This is a genomic window from Streptomyces sp. NRRL F-5755 (genome assembly GCF_001279365.1).
In the GTDB taxonomy this organism is placed as follows: domain Bacteria; phylum Actinomycetota; class Actinomycetes; order Streptomycetales; family Streptomycetaceae; genus Streptomyces; species Streptomyces rimosus.
The window spans coordinates 1-17,755 of record NZ_LGCW01000006.1; the positions used below are offsets into that span (position 1 = coordinate 1).

Sequence of the window (17,755 nt, forward strand, 5' to 3'; positions counted from 1 at the left end):
GGTGACGTGGGAAGCGCCGCTCTGAGGCGGCGGTCCTGTGCGGGGCGCTTCGGTACGGCACGGGGCGGTGGTGGCGGGGTACGTCCGTACCTCGGTCGGGGGCGGGGCTCCGGCCGGGCGGGCCGGAGGCGTCAGACGCCGAGGGCGGGGAGGACCACGGCGTCGATGTAATCGGCGAGGAACGCCCGGTCGGCGGGCCGGTCCTCGATGAGCTGCCGGGCGACGAAGGCGCCGATCAGCATGTGCGGGACATAGCCGAGCGCGGGGCGGTCCGCGGGGATCTCGCCGCGGTCCACGGCGCGCGCGAGCATCGCGTCCAGGCCGCTGATCTCGGGCCCGATGAGCAGGTCGCGCAGCGCCCGGTGGAGGTCCGGGTTGTCGTGCGCGGCCCGCGCCAGGCCCCGGATCAGCGCGGAGTCCTGTTCCATCCGGCAGTCGTCGTCGCGGGCGACCATCGCCTGGAGGTCGCCGCGCAGGCTGCCGGTGTCGATGTCCGCGACCCGGACGGGCTTGTAGTGGTCCAGCGCCCTGGCGACCAGCTCCGGCTTGCCCTGCCACTGGCGGTAGAGGGTGGCCTTGCTGGCGCGGGTGCGGGCGGCGACGGCGTCCATGGTCAGGGCGTCGTAGCCGACCTCGCGCAGCAGGGCGAGCACGGCCGAGTACAGCTCGGCCTCGCGCTCGGGGGTCAGCCGGCTGCGGCCCATCGCGGCACACCTCCTCGGGGAATTCTCGGGGAATCTCAGCGGAACGAAACGGTTTCGTACAGCTTGCGTACGGCTCGACCGTACCCCCGCCCCCAGCGAAACGGAAACGTTTCGATGGTGGTCTGTGTCACGGAAACACGGGCCCCGGCCGAGTTGCCTCGTCCCACCCGCGCCGAAACCATGGGGGCGTGAGTGACGGCGCGTATCTCCGGTTCCCGCATCTCCACGGCGAGATGCTGTGTTTCGCCGCCGAGGACGACCTCTGGGTGGCACCGCTGACCACGGACGGCGGCGATGCCCCCCGGGCCTGGCGGCTGACGGTCGACCGCACCCGGGTCAGCCACCCGCGGTTCTCCCCGGACGGCAGACATCTCGCCTTCACCACCTGGCGCAGTCTCGACCCCGAGATCCACCTCGCCCCGGTGGAGGGCGGCCCGGCCCGCCGCCTCACCTATTGGGGGAGCACCGACGCCCGCGTCTGCGGCTGGACCCCGGACGGCCAGATCCTGGCCGTCTCCTCGCACGGCCAGCCCTTCTCGTACTACTCCTGGGCCTACAGCGTCCCGACGGACGGCAGCCCGGGCGGCCGGCTGCCCTGGGGCCCGGTCTCGGACATCGCGGTCGCCGACTTCGCCGCGGACGGGCACCGGCTGGAGGGCGACGGCCATCCGTACGGGAACGTCGCCGACGGCGGGCTCGACGGCAACCACGACGACACGGTCGAACGCCGCACGCTGCTGCTGACCGGCAAGCCGCCGCACGAGCCCGCCTCCTGGAAGCGCTACCGCGGCGGCGCGATGGGCCGGATGTGGCTGCACGGCACCCGGCTGCTGCCGGACCTGCGCGGGCACCTGGACGCGGTGATGTTCGTGGGTGACCGCATCGCGTTCCTCTCCGACCACGAAGGCATCGCCAACGTCTACTCCTGCAAGCCGGACAGCACGGATCTGCGGCGGCACACCGACCACGCCGACTTCTACGCCCGGCACGCGTCCACCGACGGGCAGCGCATCGTCTACCAGTGCGGCGGCGACCTGTGGCTGGTGGACGACCTGAGCCCGACCGGCAAGCCGAGCCGCCTCCAGGTGCGCCTGGGCGGTCCGCGGGCCGGCCGCCGCACGTACCAGGTACCGGCCGGTTCGCACATCACCTCCCTCGCGGTGGACACCACCGGGCGGGCCAGCGCCGTCGGCGTGCGCGGCAGCCTGTACTGGCTCACCCACCGCGACGGCCCGGCCCGCACCATCCACGACGAGCCGGGGGTACGCGTCCGGCTGCCCGAGATGCTGGGCTCCACCGGGCGGATCGCCTACGTCACCGACGCCGAGGGCGACGACGCGATCGAGATCGCCGACCTGCCCAAGGCCGGTATCCCGCGTGAGCCGCGCCGTCTCGCGGCCGGGCGGCTGGGCCGCGTCCACGAGCTGGTCGCCGCGCCGGACGGGGAGCGGCTGGCGGTGGCCGCGCACGACGGGCGGCTGCTGCTCGTCGACGCCTCGGACGGCGACGGCGAGGGCCGGGTCACCGAGCTGGTCAAGTCGGTCAACGGCCCCGTCCGCGACCTGGCGTTCTCCCCCGACTCGGGCTGGCTGGCCTGGTCCCACCCGGGCATCGGCCGGACGCTGCGCAGCATCAAGATCGCCCGGCTGACCGGCAACGGCTCCGGAGACGGTACGGAGGCCGCCAGCACCGTCGTGGACGTCACCAACGGCCGCTTCGAGGACGAGCAGCCGGTCTTCACCCGCGACGGCCGCTACCTCGCGTTCCTGTCCTGGCGCGGCTTCGACCCGGTCTACGACGTGCACACCGGCGACCTGTCCTTCCCGCTCGGCTGCCGCCCCTACCTCGTACCGCTGTCCTCCGCGACGCCCTCCCCCTTCCAGCTGTCCGCCGACGGACGGCCCGCGGCGGGCGGCCTGGACCCGGCGGAGGCGCCGGTGACGGCCGAGGGCACGGCGCTGGTCGAGGTGGAGGGCCTGGCGAGCCGGGTGACGCCGTTCCCGGTAGCGGCGTCCAAGTACTCGGCGCTGCGCCCGGTCGCCGGGGGCGGGCTGGTCTGGCTGCGCTGGCCGATCTCCGGCGCGCTCGGCGAGACCTTCGCCAATCCCGACAACACCTCGGGCCAGCCGACGCTGGAACACTTCGACCTGGTCAAGGCCAAGCGCACCGAACTGACCGGTGCCATCGACTCGTACGCGCTCAGCGGCGACGGCACCCGCCTGGTCGTCAACGACGAGGGCGATCTGCGGGCGGTGCCCGCGACCGAGCCGCCGGACGCCGACTCCACGGTCCACCTGGACCCGCGGCGCATCCTGCACGACGTGGACCCGCCCGCCGAGTGGCGCCAGGCGTACGACGAGGCGGGCCGGATCATCCGCGCGTACTTCTGGGACCCGGGACTGTCCGGCGTGGACTGGGACGGGGTGCTGGAGCAGTACCGGCCGCTGGTCGAACGGGTCGCCTCCCCCGACGAGTTCGCCGACCTGCTGCGCGAGGTGCTGGGCGAGCTGGGCACCTCGCACGCGTACGTGACGGCCGGCAAGCGCAACGAGGGCCCGCCGCACTACCAGCGCGCGATCGGCCTGCTCGGCGCCAACTTCGTCTTCAAGGACGGCTACTGGGTGGTGAGCCGCATCCTGCCCGGCGACTCCTCCGACTCCCGGGCCCGCTCCCCGCTGGCCGGTACGGGCATCCGCGAGGGCGCGGCCCTCACCCACGTGGACGGCCGCCGGGTCGATCCGGTGGCCGGCCCGTACGCGCTGCTGGCCGCGGCCGGGGGCACCACCGTCGAGCTGACCTTTGCGCCGGAGAGCGGCGGCCCGTCGCGGCGCGTGGCGGTGGTCCCGCTGATCGACGAACGGCCGCTGCGCTACCAGGACTGGGTCGCCAAGCGCCGCGCGGTCGTACGGGAACTGAGCGACGGCAAATGCGGCTACCTCCACATCCCCGACATGGGCGGCTCCGGCTGGGCGCAGTTCAACCGCGACCTGCGCATGGAGGTCTCCCGGCCCGCGCTGATCGTGGACGTACGGGGCAACGCCGGCGGCAACATCTCCGAGCTGGTCGTGGAGAAGCTGACTCGCACCATCGTCGGCTGGGACCTCACCCGCGACGCCCAGCCGGTCAGTTACGCCAGCAACGCGCCGCGCGGCCCGGTCGTCGCGGTCGCCGACGAGATGACCTCCTCCGACGGCGACATGATCACCGCCGCGTTCAAACTGCAGGGCATCGGGCCGGTCGTGGGCCTGCGCACCTGGGGCGGGGTGGTCGGGATGACCGGCCGGCACCGGCTCGGGGACGGTACGTACATCACGGTGCCGATGAACGCCGCCTGGTTCGACGCGTACGGCTGGGGCGTGGAGAACCACGGTGTCGAGCCGGACATCGAGGCGCCCCGCTCGCCGCTGGACTGGGCCGAGGGCCGCCACCCGCAGCTCGGCGTCGCCGTCCGTACCGCACTCGACCTGCTGGAACGCCATCCCGCCACGGAACCGCCGGATCTGTCGGACGTACCGGACCGGCGGCGCCCCGAACTGCCGCCCCGCAGCGGCTGAGCACCGACCGCACACCGACAGGAGTTCCTGCATGGGCACGCGCATATGCACAGCGTCACTGGCCGCCACCGCGGCGTTGACGGCCGGGCTCACCCCGGCACCCGCCCACGCCGCCGGACCCACCGCCCCCGCCGCGCGAGACGGCGGCACCCACCTCCGCTTCGACAAGAATCGACGCGCCCCGGCCGATTCCCGGGTCCGCCTCGTGCAGTCCGGCACGGGCAAGGTGCTGGCCGACTTCCGCGCCGGTTCCGGCCAGGGCGGTACGGCGGGCCGCGACGAGTGCGCGCGCAGCGAGGGCTGGCTGCCGGACGGCACGTACCGGGTCCTCGGGCACACCACGCGCAAGAAGGGCGGGCGCGACGGCATCAACGGGTACGCGATCCGGCTCGCGGACAAGACGTGCCGGGACGGCCGGACCCGGCGCACCGCGCTGTTCCTGCACAGCGAGATGCGCTCGGACGGCACCCAGGGCATCGCGGTGCCGGGCCGCGACAGCCCGTTCCGCTGGGACGGCGACAGCGACTACCACTCGCTGGGCTGCGTCAAGCTGGCCCCGGCGGACGTGAAGCACCTGTTCGCGGCGGCGGAGCGGTACGGGTGGCCGGCGACGCTCAAGGTCGTCAAGTAGCCCGGGACGTACAGGTTGAGGGGTGCACCCGACGCTACGGGTGCACCCCTCAGGACGCGCGCAGTGTGCGGTACGCGCGTCAGCCCTTGAACGTGTCCCGGGCGTCCTGCTCGGCGTCCGCGACCTGCTGGCGGGCCTGCTCCTCGCGGTCGCGGGCCTGCTCACGGGCCTGCTGCGCGCGCCCGCTCGCCTCCTCCCGGCCCTGCCGGCCGCGCTGTTCCGCCTTCTCCCGAAGCTGCCGCTTCCTGTCCTCGGACTGATCCTTGATGCCCATGCTGTTCCCTCCTGGAGGGTGCTCGGGGTGGGCCCCGACCAGCCTCGCACGCAGGGACACCGCACGCATTTCGATCAATTCACGGCGTTACGGAGCGGATGCGGCGCAGCGGTACGGAGCACCGCGGCCCGGTCTCAGCGGTTCGTACGGGCCTTCTCGTCCGCCTCCCCGCCCGCGCCGACCAGCCCCACCCGCAGCCCTTCGATCCGGCTCCCGAAACGGCGCATCTCGCGCTGGCCCATAGTGCCGATGACGGACGGCAGACAGCCGCGCACCGACTGCATGCCGCGCAGCCACCACTGCCCGTACACATGCGCGGAACGGCGCTCGATGCCCGCCACGAGCCGGTCCACGGCCGGGCTCAGCGGATACGTCTTGTTCGACGGCCAGGGCAGCCGCTGCCGCAGCTCGCGCATCACGTCGTCCGCGTCCGCGCCGCGCACCATGTCCGTATCGGTCCAGCTCAGATAGCCGACGCCGACCCGTACGCCCTTGTGGCCGACCTCGGCGCGCAGGCTGTGCGCGAACGCCTCGACGCCGGACTTGGAGGCGCAGTACGCGGTCATCATCGGCGCCGGGGTGACGGCGGCGAGCGAGGCTATCTGGAGGAAGTAGCCGCGCGACTCCATCAGGACCGGCAGGAACGCCCGCCCGGTGACGGCGCCGCCGATCAGGTTCACCTCGATGACCCGCCGCCAGGACACCGGGTCGGAGTCCACGAACGGGCCGCCGGAGGCGACCCCGGCGTTGGCGACCACGATGTCCACCTTGCCGAAGCGCGCCTTGACCTCGCGCGCCACCTCGGCCATCGCCTCGTGGTCGGTCACATCGGCGTGCCAGTGCGCGGCCTCGCCGTGCAACGAGGCGGCCACCCGCGCCAGTTCCTCCGGCTCCAGGCCGACCAGCGCGAGCGTGGCGCCGCGCGCGGACAGTTTGCGGGCGAGGAGTTCGCCGACCCCGCGCGCCGCGCCGGTGACGACGGCGACCTGCCCCTCCAGGCTCCTGCGTACGCTCATGCGGTCTTCTTCTCCTCGGCGGTGGGGTGGGCGGGCGTGATCGTGTCGGCGGCAGTCGCCCCGTCGTTTCGGAGGTGGTCCCGGACCAGCTCCCGGATACGGCCGACGACCACGTCCGGCTCCTCGACCGGCGTCATGTGCCCGGTGCCCGGCAGCTCGGTCAGCCCCAGGAAGTCCGGCAGTACGGAGGCCAGCCGGCGGGACTGCACGATCGGGGTGAGCCGGTCGGCGGTGCCCGCGATGACGGCGGTCGGTACGTCCAGCCGCGCCGCGCCACCGGTCAGTTCGAGGCCGGCCAGGACCTTGCCCCACCGGGACCGCACCCCCGCCGGGCAGGCGTGCACGATCCGCGCGCACGCCTCGACCTGCTCGGGGGTCGCGGCCGGACCCATCGTGGCGTACTTCAGAATCCGTTTGGCGAGCGCGGTGACCGGCCCGAGCGGCGCCCGCGACCCGAGGACGATCTGATGCGCGACGCGCCGCCCGCCCGGCGAGCGCATCGGGATGACCAGGGACTCCGCCGACAGGTTCGCGCTGCCGGTGCTGCACAGCAGTACGGCGGCGGCCCGCTCCCGGAACTCCGGGCGCCCGGCGGACGCCATCATCGTCATGCCGCCCATCGAGTGCCCGGCCAGCACGGCCCGCTCCCCCGGCTCCAGCGCCGTGCCGAGCACGGCCACCAGGTCGTCGGCGAGCGCGGTGGTGGTGTAGCCGCGGGGGCCGACGGCAGGGGTGCGGCCGTGTCCCCGCTGGTCGTAGACGATGACCTTGTGGTCGGCGGCCAGGTCCCGGACGACCGGGGCCCAGAAGGCGGTCGAGCAGGTCCAGCCGTGCGAGAGGACGACGGCGGGGGCCTCGGCGGCGTCCGGCCCGTGGATCTCCACATACAGCCGGGACCCGTCGGCCGAGGTCGCGGTCAGCTGCCGGCGCGGCGCGGGCGGCGCGTACCGCCCGCCGGCCATGGGCGTCGATGCCATTACGCCACCGCCTTCACGGCCTGTCCGGCGCGCTCGCCCCTGTGGGCCGCCGGGACGCGCAGCACCTCGTACTCCGCGAGGTCCACCTGCCGCGTCACCTTCCGGAACTCGGCCGTGGTGCCGGGCCATGCGGTCGTGTTGCGCCCGTTGGAGTCCAGGTACCAGCTGTCGCAGCCCCCGGTGTTCCACACCGTCCGCTCCATCCGCTTCTGAACGCCCCGCGTCCAGGCGTGCACCGCCGAAGGACGGGCGTTCAGCGCGATCTTCCCGCCCAGTACGTCCAGCTGCCGCATGAAGTCGACCAGGTAGTTGAGCTGGGACTCGATCATCAGGATCATCGAGCTGTTCCCCAGGCCCGTGTTGGGCCCGATGATGGTGAGGAAGTTGGGGAAGCCGGCGGCGGTCGTGCCGCGCAGCGCCTCCATCCCGTCCTTCCACTCCTCCGCGAGCGTGGTGCCGTTGGCGCCGGTGACGCGGTGCGCGATCGGCATGTCCGTCACGTGGAAGCCCGTACCGAAGACGATCGCGTCGGCCTCGGTCTCCGTACCGTCCGAGGCGACCAGCACCTTGCCCCGGACCTCCTTCAGCCCACTGGCCACCACATCCACATTCGGCTGCGTGAGCGCCGGGTAGTACGAGTTCGACAGCAGAATCCTCTTGCACCCGATCCGGTAGTCCGGCGTCAGTTTCGCCCGCAGCACCGGGTCCTTGACGGCCCGCTTCATGTGCCCCTTGGCCAGCCCCTCGATCAGGCCCAGCTCGTTCGGCCGCTTGGTGAACGCGCTGACCTGCAACTCCCTGATCCCCCACAGCAGCCCGCGGCGCGCGGCCCGGGTCGCCGGGATCTTGGCGTGCAGCCAGCGCTCCAGGCCGCTGATCTTCCGGTCGGCACGCGGCAGCACCCAGGCCGGGGTGCGCTGGAAGAGGGTGAGCCGGTCGACCGTCGGTTGTATGGACGGCACGATCTGGATCGCCGAGGCGCCCGTACCGATCATCGCGACGCGCTTGCCACGCAGGTCGTAGTCATGATCCCAGCGCGCGGAGTGGAACACCTTGCCCTGGAAGGAGTCCAGCCCCGGAACGTCCGGCACCTTGGGGTCGGACAGCGGCCCGGTCGCGGACACCACCACATCGGCGGTCAGCGCCCCACTGGCCGTCTCCACCTCCCAGTACAGCTCCTCCCCGTTCCACCGCAGGCTGCGCACCTCCGAGTCGAAGCGGATGTGCGGCCGCAGCCCGAAGGTGTCGGTGACCCGCTCCAGGTACGCGCGGATGTGCGGCTGCCCGGAGAAGTTGCGGGGCCACTCGGGGTTGGGCGCGAAGGAGAACGAGTACAGGTGCGAGGGCACGTCGCACGCGCATCCCGGATAGCTGTTGTCACGCCAGGTGCCGCCCACCGAGCCGGCCCGCTCCAGGACCACGAAGTCGGTGATCCCCTGGCGCCGCAGCCGTACGGCCGCCCCCAGACCACCGAACCCCGATCCGATCACCGCCACCCGTACGTGCTCGTGTTCGCGCTCGGCCATGCCGCCGCCTCCCGAGTTCGACCGTCGATACTGCAAACCTTGGCCTCAACCGCGCCAGCAATCACTGGCACGATTGGAGGGTAGGACACGGACGTACCGAGCGGTAGGGGGTATGCGGCGGGAAGTTACCGCTGGTTGCACCTCGGCTCGGCCCCGGTGGGGCGACATAGGCTGAGCTCGTGGCAGAGAACAGGAACGGCGCAGCCAGGCCGGAGGATGTGAGGCCGGAGGCGGTCGGGGTGGCCGGGGCGGCGGCGGAGCCGGGGGCGGAGGGCGCCTACGGGACGGTCGAGGCGGAGCCACGCGCCAGCGGCGCGGCTGGCGCTACCCCTCCCTCCCCCTCCCCCCGCGAATTCCGCATGGCCGACCTGGCCAGAGAGGCCGGGATCACCGTCCGTACCCTGCGCTTCTACCGCGAGCGCAAGCTCATCCCGCCACCACGCCGCGAGGGCCGGATCGCCTGGTACAACGAACACCACCTCGCCCGCCTCCGCACCATCGCCGGCCTCCTCGACCGCGGCCACACCCTCGGCGGCATCGCCGAACTGCTCTCCGCCTTCGACAACGGCCGCGACGTCGGCGAACTGCTCGGCCTGGAGAGCACCCTCGTCGCCCCCTGGTCCGAGGAAACCCCCGTACGCCTTACCCCCGAAGAACTCGCCGACCACTTCAAGGACGACGTCACCCCGGAAAACCTCTCCGCCTCCCTGGACATCGGCTACCTGGCCGTGGACGGCGACGAGTTCGTCCACATCAGCCGCCGCCTCCTCGACGCCTCCACCGAACTCGTCGCCAACGGCGTCCCGCTCGCCGCCGTCCTGGAAGCCGGCCGCGAGGTCCGCGCCCACGCGGACGCCATGGCCGACCTGTTCATCTCGGTGATCCGCACCCACGTCCTGAACGACGTCCTCACCCGCGCCGCCGCCGGCACCCCCCTGGACCCCACCGAAGTCGCCCGCATAACCCAGACCATCGAAAAACTCCGCCCCATCTCCAAGGGCATCGTCGACGCGGAACTGTCCATGGCGATGGACCGGAGGGTGCGGGCGGAGCTGGAATCGTGGCATCGGGGGCGGGGGGACGAGGGCGAGGCGTGAGTCGCCGCCCGGACACTCACGTACGATCCGACGATCAGAACCCGGTCCACACCACCCCGAACTGATCCCGCCCGGAGGCGAGATGAGCAGTGCCCTTCTCGTGATGGACGTCCAACAGGCCATCGTGGACATCGCCGACGACGGCTCCGGCTATCTGCCGCGCCTGCGCCGGGCGATCGAGGGCGCCAGGGCGGCGGACATCCCCGTGATCTACGTGGTCATCGGGCTCCGCCCCGGCTACCCGGAAGTCGGCACGCGCAACAAGCCGCTCGCCGCCATCGCGCAGGCCGGCCTCTTCGTCGAGGGCGCCCCGGGCACCGAGATCCACCCCGAGGTCGCGCCCCGGCCGGGCGATGTGGTGGTCACCAAGCGGCGGGCGAGCGCGTTCTCGGGCAGCGATCTCGACGTGGTGCTGCGGGCACGCGGTATCGACCACCTCGTCCTCACCGGCATCGCCACCAGCGCCGTCGTCCTGTCCACCCTCTGCCAGGCCAACGACCTGGACTTCGGCCTGACGGTCCTCTCGGACGCCTGCCTGGACACCGACCCCGAACTGCACCAGGTCCTCGTCGAGCGGCTGTTCCCGCAGTGGGCGGACGTCCCCACCGTCGAGGACTGGCTGAAGACGCTTCCTCGTTAGGCGGGCAGCTTCGTGTCGACAAGGAAGCTGATCTCGATGACCTGGCCCGGGAAGGTGAGTTCGGGGACGCCGAGGACCGTGCTGACGGGTTGGTGATCCCCGAAGTACGCCAGGTTTCCCTCCGCCGCGGCCGTCGCGTGCTGCCGGAGACCGACCACATACAGGGTCTGTGAGATCACCTGGTTCCGGGTGACGCCGTAATGGTTCAGGACCTTGTCCATGTTGGCGTAGGTCTGCCGTGCCTGGGCGGTGAAGTCGTCCGCGTAGCGGAACTCGCCCGCCTCATCGAGCGAAAGCTGTCCCGATACGTGGATCAGCTCGCCGGACTTGATCGCCTGCGCGTAGCCGAAGTCGCGCTCGGCCGGTACGTCGTGGTGAAAGACATCGACGGAAGTCACAGTGTCCCCTTCCCGGCACACTCTCTTGCGGTGACTTGAAAACCGTAGGAGAGTGGCGGCTGACCTGGAAGAACGCACTTTTCCGTGACTGAGGAACCTGATGGTGACCAAGCACCTGCTCAAGGGCCTGCCCGAGAACGCGGACCTGCGGCGCGCGGATTCCCTGGCCCGGGAGATCTTCTCCGACGTCGCCAACAAGTGGGCGTTTCTGATCATCGAAGCACTCGGCGAACGCACCTTGCGCTTCAGCGAGTTGCGCGACGAAGTCGAGGGCATCAGCCACAAGATGCTCACCCAGAACTTGCGCATGCTGGAACGCAACGGTCTGGTCGACCGGAAGGTGCACCCCACCGTGCCGCCGAAGGTCGAATACACCCTTACCGGCCCGGGCCGGGACCTGCGCGCCACGGTCGACGCGATGTGCGGCTGGACGCACCAGCACCTGGGTCATATCGAGGAAGCACGCCGCCGCTTCGACACCACACCCGGCGCACTCGGCGCTTCGCAGTAGCGCATGAATCGGGCCAGATGCCGCTGCCGCATTGACCAGCCCATCACTTACGGAGTATTCGAACGCCACCAACAGCCCCCAACATTGCCGACTTCCGGCAATGCCCTCAGGGCGCACCGTAGAGATGATCACTCCATCGGGAGTTCACCTACGGAGGCACCACGCCCATGAGACCGACCCGCGCTGCCCTGATCGTCGCGGCCACCGCCCTGACGCCGGCCCTCCTCCTCGCGACCCCGGCGTCCGCCACCGCAGCGGCGGCAGCACCGACATCCGCCCCGGTCACGCAGGCGGTCGCCGGGACCGACAAGCCCGTCGACGAAATGTCGGAGGTCGACCTCCGTGTCGCCGTCCTGCGCATCCTGGGCGGCAAGAACGTAGGCGTAGGGGTCACCCGAGAAGCCAACGCGGCTCTCAACGGCACCCCCGATGACCTGCGCGCCTTCTTGAAGACCGGCTACCGCCTCGCCCAGGCCGAGGACGACCGCGTCGCCCTCTTCACCATCCTCGGCCGCAAGGACACCGGCCGCGGAGTCAAAGAGGAAATCAACAAGCTCCTCAACAACAATGCCACGCCCGAAGAACTGCGCGCCTTCCTCGAAACCGGTTACCGTCTGGCCCGATTCGAAGACGATCGCGTAGCCGTCTTCACCATCCTCGGCCGCAAGGACACCGGCCCCAGAGTCAAAGAGGAAATCAACAAGCTCCTCAACAACAATGGCTCGCCCGAAGAGTTCCGTGCCTTCCACGAAACCGGCTATCGCCTCGCCCGGGCCGAGGACGACCGCGTAGCCATCGGAAAGATCCTGGCCAAGCCGAACATCAGCAAGGCCCTCCGAAAGGCTGCCGAGAAGGCCCTCGCCGACGGAACGCCGGAGGCACTGCGGCACTTCCTGGAGGTCGGACAGTACGAGGTCCACGGCAAGTGACCTGAGCCCGCAACCGCGCGGTCGGCGCTCGGCGCCGGCCGCCGCGGCGGGCCCACCTCACAGCGCCCACGACTCCCCTGCCCCGTCCAGCCACACCCGCTCGCCCTCCGCCGTGACCGTCAGCCCGAACCGCGCGCAACCGGGCCGGTCACGCGCCACCCACCACCGGTACGCGGCCTCCACCTCGTCCCAGAGCCGACGCGCCCCGTACTGCCAGACCCGCGCGTCCGCACCGTCCCGGAACAGCACGCAGGCCCAGGACCGGTCCCGCAGCCCGTAGAACCACACCGGCCGGGCCCCGTCCCGTTTCTCCGCCTCCACTCGCAGGCAATCCCGCACTCGCAGCCCCACCGCGAACCGCTGCGGCGCGAACCCCTCCCCGAGGAATTCCGTCTCCGTGATCCCCGTCGAGGACTCCCACCCCTCGGCCACACTTCCCCGTACGTACTCGCCGTGCACCACCCCCGGCAGCCGTTGCGCCCGCAACTTCATGAATTCCACCGGCCCGGTAAACCGCCCCGAAGCGCTGCGCCCGTCGTCCGCGACCACTAACCGGGCCACGGCATCCGCATTACTGAAATGCGTCCCCCAGGGCGCAACCAGAATTCCCCCGGGCCGGCACTGCTCCACCCAGGCCCGCGGAAAGCGCCGAAGCCCACAGGTCCCGATGATCCGGTCGTACGGAGCGCCTTCCGGACACCCGTCGAACCCGTCACCGCGTACGACACGAGCCGAGCTGCCGAACCCCTCCAGGCTCGCCCGGGCCCGCTCCGCCACCCCCTCGTCCACCTCCATCGTGACCACGCGACCGGCCCGGTGCGCCAGGAGGGCAGCGTTCCACCCGGTGGCCGTACCGATCTCCAGCACCCGGTCACCACCCCGTACGTCCAGGTCCCTGAGCATGCGGAACACCACCGACGGCATGGAAGCGGAACTGGTGGCAACCGCCCCCGGCTCCGTCCCGGCATGCCTGCCGTCGTCCCACTGCGTCACCACCGGACAGTCGGCATCGGCATACGCCTGCCACCGCTCCGGATCGTCCGTACGGGAGACGCACACGCTGCGCCCCGCCGCCATGTCCCACGGCCACATGAGCTCAGGCAGAAAGGCCGCCCGGGGTACGTCCGCGAACGCAGCCGCCCAGTCCCCGGCCATCACCCCACTCGCCGCGAGCACCCGCCCCAGCTCGGCGTAGCCGGGGGTTACGTGTCGTACGTACGCCATGTTCACGCGCCCTTGGGCGGGTTGGGTACGTGGCCGGGAGGACTTGCCGCGTGATCGGGGTGCCGTCGGATCAGGACCTGGCAGTCCGTTGCCTTGGACTGGTCGCCGACCTTCAGCGCGGCCACCAAGGCGCGCGCCAACTCCAGGCACCCCGTGCACTCCGAGGCTCCCTCGTACGTACGGGGCGAGATCGTCATGTCCGGCCTCCTCGCCCGTGCGGGTGCCCGGCGATGACCCCGTTGCAGCTCAGCACGGTGAGCGAGCGCCCATCCGCCCGAGCGGGTTCCCGGTCCCCGTACGCGGACGCGCACACGTCGCAACCCGGCACCGGCACCGGGTCCGTGGCCCGCCTTTTGCCGGTCGCGCCGGCCTTTTCACTGATTCCCATGGGAGACCCTTCGCCTGTTCCCGATCCGCACATTTACTCAATGCGTCCAGCCGGTTACAGAGTGGCGCAACACTCAGTAGTCTGGGGACTGTTCGGGCGCTCGATCTGAGGGTTGAGTGTCGCGGCATATGCATGCGCCGTTGACCACGGGAAACGGCCCGAGCGAGAGCCATGACCAGACCTTGAGTCGGGGGAATCGTGGACGAAGAAACCGACAGCCCGGAAGACCCACGCCGGGAATTCGCCGAAGAGTGCCGCAGCGCCAGGGAACTGCACGACCCGAAGGCGCTGACACAGGAAGACCTGGCCAGGCTGGTCCGCACCTCCAGAAGCACGATCTCCCGAGTGGAGAACTGTCAGGGAGCGATCCCGCCGGAGATTCCGCCACGGCTGGACGAGGTGTTCGGCACGGACGGGAAGTTCAAGCGGCTGCACGAGGAGGCAGTGGCGTCGTCATTTCCCACGCTTTACCGGCGACGTATGGCCATGGAGCGCGCCGCCGTAGCGATCCGGGAATGGTCTCCCACCCTCGTCCCGGGGTTGTTTCACACTGCCGACTACGCACGCTGCCTGTACAAGGGCGGCTTCCCGCGAGCCAGCGCGAAGGAAACCTCGGCGTTCGTGAACGACCGGCTGGCGAGGAAAGCCGTATTTGACGGAGACATGCCGCCGGACGTCCGTCTAGTGCTCTGTGAGTCCGTCCTGTACCGCCGATTCTGTCCTCCCGACGTCATGCGACGGCAGTTGAAAGCCCTGCTGGATGCCGGGGAACGGCCCACCGTCCGGGTGCAGGTCCTTCCCCTGGATGCCCCCGGCCACCTGTTCAGCGACTGGCCGGTGTCGCTCATCACCTCCCCAAACCACACCGTTTCCGTGTGTGTTGAGAACTTTCGCACCGCTGGCATCGTGGACGATCCGGACTATGTTCGAACAGCGCTCCGGACCTACGATGAACTGACCGGCGACGCCTTGTCCGCCCGGGAGAGCGCGCATCTGATCGCTGAGCAGATGGAGAAACTGACGTGAAGATCGGTCCCACTCGGTGGGTCAAGTCGAGCTACACCAGCGCGGAGGGCGGCAACTGCGTGGAGTGGTCACCCTCGACCGCCGAGGCGATGGGCATCGTCCCTGTCCGAGACAGCAAGGCCCCGGCAGGCCCCATCCTCACCTTCCCCGCCCACTCGTTTGCCATATTCATCGCGGGCGTCAAGGCCGACGCATTCTCACGCCACCAACAGTGAACGCAAACAAGGCCCCGACCGGCGGTCGCCGGTCGGGGCCTCATTGACACCCGAAGCATCAGCCCCCGAAGTGCCCCGAGTTGTGCTTCTCGGCATCCTGGCACTGGGCGATCCGCTTTTCGATCGCGCGGGCCTTCGCGCGCTCCTTGTTGGCCGCCTTGTGGTGGCCGCTCCGGTCCAGCTTGGCGGCCTTGGACTTGTGCTGGGCGGCTTCCTCGGCCATCTGGGAGATGCGGCAGGTGACCTGGCCGGCGAAGGCGGTCTGCGCGGGGACGGCCGCGAAGAGGACGCCGCCCGCGAGGGCGGTGGACACGGCAAGGCTGGTGAGACGTCGGCGCATGGAACTCCCCGTTCTGCCGACGGTTATGGCGCTCCGTCGGCTTGATCAACAACAGTCGATCACTGTATCCGAAGAGATCGGCATACCCGGACGCCAGTCACATCACCGCTTAGCCTCCAAAAGCCCGCCCTGTTCCACCAGTACGACCTCCACCCGCTTCTCCTCCAGAAAGCCGATCACCTCGTCGAAGAGGCTGTACACCGCGCCGTCGGGCGCCAGGCACCGGCCCACATTGCGGCGGGCCACGTCCGGGTGGTGCCAGCGGAGGGTGAAAGGGGCGGTGGCGCCGAAGCGGCCGTTGAGGCAGTCGGACAGGGCGTTGAGGCAGCCGCCGAAGTAGCCGCCGGGGCCGTTGATCGCTTCGCCGAGTGCGCAGTACAGGCCGACGTCGTCGGTGATGTAGCGGCCGTCGAGGTCGTAGACGCGGCCGGCCGGGCGGTCCGGGGTGTGACGGGAGAGGCGGCAGCCTCGCTCTCGCACGATGTCGAACCACTGCTCCCGTTCGCGGGCCGGGTAGGCCGCCCAGAGGTTGGGCTCGGTGGGCGGGCCGGTCAGCCAGCGGTACCAGACGGGGCGGGCCCAGACGGGAATCTGCGGGTAGGGGCCGTCGGTGAGGTCGATGTCGAGCAGGCCGTCGCCGAGGGAGGACGGGCGCCAGCCGGATATCTCGGGGGCGGATATCAGGCGGTCGGTCAGCCTCGCGCCGGTGCGGTCGAGGATCTGGAGTTCGGCTTCGTCCAGGCGCAGGGCGCGGCGGGTGCCCTGCGCCAGGGCTGCGGCGAGCGCTTCGCTCGGGGCACAGCCGAGGAGTTGGAAGGGCGGGCCGGACGGTTCGTCGTCCGGCGGGAGGATGATCGAGAGGTCCCGGCAGTGGCCGAGCCAGGTGCGTTCGTCGTGCAGGCTCATGCCCGCTTCGAGGTACGGGTCGTCCGGTTCCCCGTAGAAGTCCTCGACGCCGTCGAGGGTGATGTCCCAGCGGTCGGCGTCGGCGGCGCTGCGGCGGCTTCCGGTGACGCGTACGTCCACCAGGCGCCACGCGTCCAGCCCCTCGGAGCCTTCGGGACACCGGTCGTCCGCCTCGGGCCGCAGCCAGATGTCCCCGAGCCGGTCGGCCCCATCCCCGGTGCCCGCGGCGGCCCGCATCGCGTCGAGCAGGGGCCCGGCCGGGGCGCAGCCGAGGAGTTCGTACGAGCGGCGGGGCGGGTCGGCGTACAGGCCGGTGACGTCTGCGCAGACTCCCCAAGCGGCGTCGTCATCCGTGTTGACCAGCGCGTATGCCGGTATGTCGGTACGGGCGAGGCCGGGCGGCCAGTGGTGGGTCGGCTGATGGTTCAGCGGTGTTCCACTCCTGTGGTCATGGTCGCGCCCGGCCCCGTATGGCTCGGGCGTCAGCCGTGATCGTAGACAACCGTCACCGGCGCATGATCCGACCACCGCGTGTCATACGAAGCAGCACGCTCCACGAAGCCCTTGACCGCGCGGGTCGCGAGGCCAGGGGTGGCCATGTGGTAGTCGATGCGCCAGCCCGCGTCGTTGTCGAAGGCGCGGCCCCGGTAGGACCACCAGGAGTACGGGCCCTCGGTTTCCGGGTGGAGGGTGCGGATCACGTCCGCGTAGCCGCCGTCGTGCTCGTCGAGGACGCGGGTGAGCCAGGCGCGCTCCTCGGGGAGGAAACCGGCCTTCTTCTGGTTGGCCTTCCAGTTCTTCAGGTCGGCCTCCTGGTGGGCGATGTTCCAGTCGCCGCAGACCAGGACCTCGCGGCCGGACGCGGCGGCCCGCTCGCGCAGCGCGGCGAGGTAGGGCAGGAACTCGGCCATGAAGCGTTCCTTCTCGTCCTGCCGGTCCGTGCCCACGTCGCCGGAGGGGAGGTAGAGGCTGGCGACGGTCACGCCGGGCAGGTCGGCCTCGACGTACCGGCCGCTGGTGTCGAACTCCGCGGACCCGAATCCGACCTGTACGCGCTCGGGCTCGCGGCGCGTGTAGAGGGAGACGCCGGCCCGGCCCTTGGCCGCCGCGGGCGCGTGCACCGTGTGCCAGCCGTCGGGCTCGCGGGCCCCGGCGGGGAGCTGGTCCGGCTCGGCGCGTACTTCCTGGAGGCAGATCACATCGGCGTCCGTCTCCGCCAGCCACGGCAGGAAGCCCTTCTTGGCCGCGGCGCGCAGGCCGTTCACGTTCACGGTTGTCACAGTTAGCACTACTTGCTCCCTCATCGCGCTGGCGGCAGCGCAGCCTACGCGATGGCAGGGGGCCGGGACGATTCGGCGCTACGCACGCGGGTGCCCGGCGCGGAGAGCGCCGGGCACCC

At 70.9% G+C, this 17,755-nt stretch carries 19 protein-coding genes; 8 read left to right on the forward strand and 11 right to left on the reverse strand.

The window, feature by feature from the left end; genetic code table 11:
- Positions 1-131 precede the first annotated feature (131 nt).
- Entirely contained in the window at positions 132-704 is a 573-nt protein-coding gene (locus tag ADK86_RS01725; RefSeq protein WP_053694917.1) for a TetR/AcrR family transcriptional regulator, read from the reverse strand.
- A 188-nt stretch (positions 705-892) separates the two neighbouring features.
- On the opposite strand from ADK86_RS01725, the gene ADK86_RS01730 reads away from it, so the two are divergent.
- Positions 893-4,258 carry a S41 family peptidase gene (locus tag ADK86_RS01730; protein WP_053694918.1) on the forward strand — a complete coding sequence of 1,122 codons (3,366 nt, stop codon included), beginning with the start codon at positions 893-895 and terminating at the stop codon, positions 4,256-4,258.
- Positions 4,259-4,289: 31 nt separating this feature from the next.
- Complete coding sequence (locus ADK86_RS01735) at positions 4,290-4,889, forward strand: hypothetical protein (protein WP_053694919.1); 600 nt, start codon at positions 4,290-4,292, stop codon at positions 4,887-4,889.
- Between the two features lie 79 nt (positions 4,890-4,968).
- Here ADK86_RS01735 and ADK86_RS01740 read toward each other — a convergent pair whose 3' ends face one another.
- The 4 genes from ADK86_RS01740 to ADK86_RS01755 all read right to left on the reverse strand — a co-directional run bounded on the left by ADK86_RS01740 (position 4,969) and on the right by ADK86_RS01755 (position 8,682).
- Positions 4,969-5,163, reverse strand: coding sequence for a hypothetical protein (locus ADK86_RS01740; RefSeq protein ID WP_053694920.1), 195 nt, complete (start codon positions 5,161-5,163; stop codon positions 4,969-4,971).
- A 134-nt stretch (positions 5,164-5,297) separates the two neighbouring features.
- The gene (locus ADK86_RS01745) at positions 5,298-6,179 is read right to left on the reverse strand and encodes an SDR family oxidoreductase (RefSeq protein WP_053694921.1); all 882 of its coding nucleotides are present in this window, start codon (positions 6,177-6,179) and stop codon (positions 5,298-5,300) included.
- Positions 6,176-7,156 carry an alpha/beta fold hydrolase gene (locus ADK86_RS01750; RefSeq protein ID WP_053694922.1) on the reverse strand — a complete coding sequence of 327 codons (981 nt, stop codon included), beginning with the start codon at positions 7,154-7,156 and terminating at the stop codon, positions 6,176-6,178. Before ADK86_RS01750 ends, ADK86_RS01745 begins: the two co-directional genes overlap by 4 nt.
- Positions 7,156-8,682 (reverse strand): flavin-containing monooxygenase, encoded by a 1,527-nt coding sequence (locus ADK86_RS01755; protein ID WP_053694923.1) that lies wholly within the window; start codon positions 8,680-8,682, stop codon positions 7,156-7,158. The genes ADK86_RS01750 and ADK86_RS01755 overlap by 1 nt, the downstream gene beginning before the upstream one ends.
- Positions 8,683-9,041: 359 nt before the next feature.
- Here ADK86_RS01755 and ADK86_RS01760 point away from each other — a divergent pair, with 359 nt between their 5' ends.
- Entirely contained in the window at positions 9,042-9,779 is a 738-nt protein-coding gene (locus tag ADK86_RS01760; RefSeq protein ID WP_053694924.1) for a MerR family transcriptional regulator, read from the forward strand.
- A gap of 82 nt (positions 9,780-9,861) precedes the next feature.
- Positions 9,862-10,419, forward strand: a complete 558-nt coding sequence (locus ADK86_RS01765; protein ID WP_053694925.1) for a cysteine hydrolase family protein — start codon at positions 9,862-9,864, stop codon at positions 10,417-10,419.
- Here the strand turns inward: ADK86_RS01765 and ADK86_RS01770 are convergent.
- Positions 10,416-10,817 (reverse strand): RidA family protein, encoded by a 402-nt coding sequence (locus ADK86_RS01770; RefSeq protein ID WP_053694926.1) that lies wholly within the window; start codon positions 10,815-10,817, stop codon positions 10,416-10,418. The genes ADK86_RS01765 and ADK86_RS01770 overlap by 4 nt on opposite strands.
- A gap of 100 nt (positions 10,818-10,917) precedes the next feature.
- Between ADK86_RS01770 and ADK86_RS01775 the strand changes: the two genes are divergently transcribed.
- Both ADK86_RS01775 and ADK86_RS01780 read left to right on the forward strand, forming a co-directional pair.
- Positions 10,918-11,328: a winged helix-turn-helix transcriptional regulator gene (locus tag ADK86_RS01775; RefSeq protein WP_053694927.1), complete on the forward strand. Its 411-nt coding sequence runs from the start codon at positions 10,918-10,920 to the stop codon at positions 11,326-11,328.
- Positions 11,329-11,495: 167 nt separating this feature from the next.
- A complete protein-coding gene (locus tag ADK86_RS01780) occupies positions 11,496-12,257 on the forward strand; it encodes an ALF repeat-containing protein (protein ID WP_053694928.1) in 762 nt (253 codons plus the stop codon).
- Between the two features lie 57 nt (positions 12,258-12,314).
- Here ADK86_RS01780 and ADK86_RS01785 read toward each other — a convergent pair whose 3' ends face one another.
- Positions 12,315-13,481, reverse strand: coding sequence for a protein-L-isoaspartate(D-aspartate) O-methyltransferase (locus ADK86_RS01785; RefSeq protein WP_053694929.1), 1,167 nt, complete (start codon positions 13,479-13,481; stop codon positions 12,315-12,317).
- 2 nt (positions 13,482-13,483) lie between these two features.
- Positions 13,484-13,678 carry a hypothetical protein gene (locus ADK86_RS01790; protein ID WP_053694930.1) on the reverse strand — a complete coding sequence of 65 codons (195 nt, stop codon included), beginning with the start codon at positions 13,676-13,678 and terminating at the stop codon, positions 13,484-13,486.
- A gap of 389 nt (positions 13,679-14,067) precedes the next feature.
- Here ADK86_RS01790 and ADK86_RS01795 point away from each other — a divergent pair, with 389 nt between their 5' ends.
- Entirely contained in the window at positions 14,068-14,895 is an 828-nt protein-coding gene (locus ADK86_RS01795; RefSeq protein WP_003979633.1) for a helix-turn-helix domain-containing protein, read from the forward strand.
- Positions 14,892-15,110: a DUF397 domain-containing protein gene (locus ADK86_RS01800; protein ID WP_053694931.1), complete on the forward strand. Its 219-nt coding sequence runs from the start codon at positions 14,892-14,894 to the stop codon at positions 15,108-15,110. Before ADK86_RS01795 ends, ADK86_RS01800 begins: the two co-directional genes overlap by 4 nt.
- A 58-nt stretch (positions 15,111-15,168) precedes the next feature.
- On the opposite strand, the gene ADK86_RS01805 is transcribed toward ADK86_RS01800, so the two are convergent.
- The 3 genes from ADK86_RS01805 to ADK86_RS01815 form a co-directional block, all read right to left on the reverse strand.
- Complete coding sequence (locus ADK86_RS01805) at positions 15,169-15,450, reverse strand: hypothetical protein (RefSeq protein ID WP_063788915.1); 282 nt, start codon at positions 15,448-15,450, stop codon at positions 15,169-15,171.
- A gap of 102 nt (positions 15,451-15,552) precedes the next feature.
- Positions 15,553-16,884 (reverse strand): barstar family protein, encoded by a 1,332-nt coding sequence (locus tag ADK86_RS01810; protein WP_159393752.1) that lies wholly within the window; start codon positions 16,882-16,884, stop codon positions 15,553-15,555.
- Positions 16,839-17,645, reverse strand: a complete 807-nt coding sequence (locus ADK86_RS01815; protein WP_053694934.1) for an exodeoxyribonuclease III — start codon at positions 17,643-17,645, stop codon at positions 16,839-16,841. Before ADK86_RS01815 ends, ADK86_RS01810 begins: the two co-directional genes overlap by 46 nt.
- Positions 17,646-17,755 lie beyond the last annotated feature (110 nt).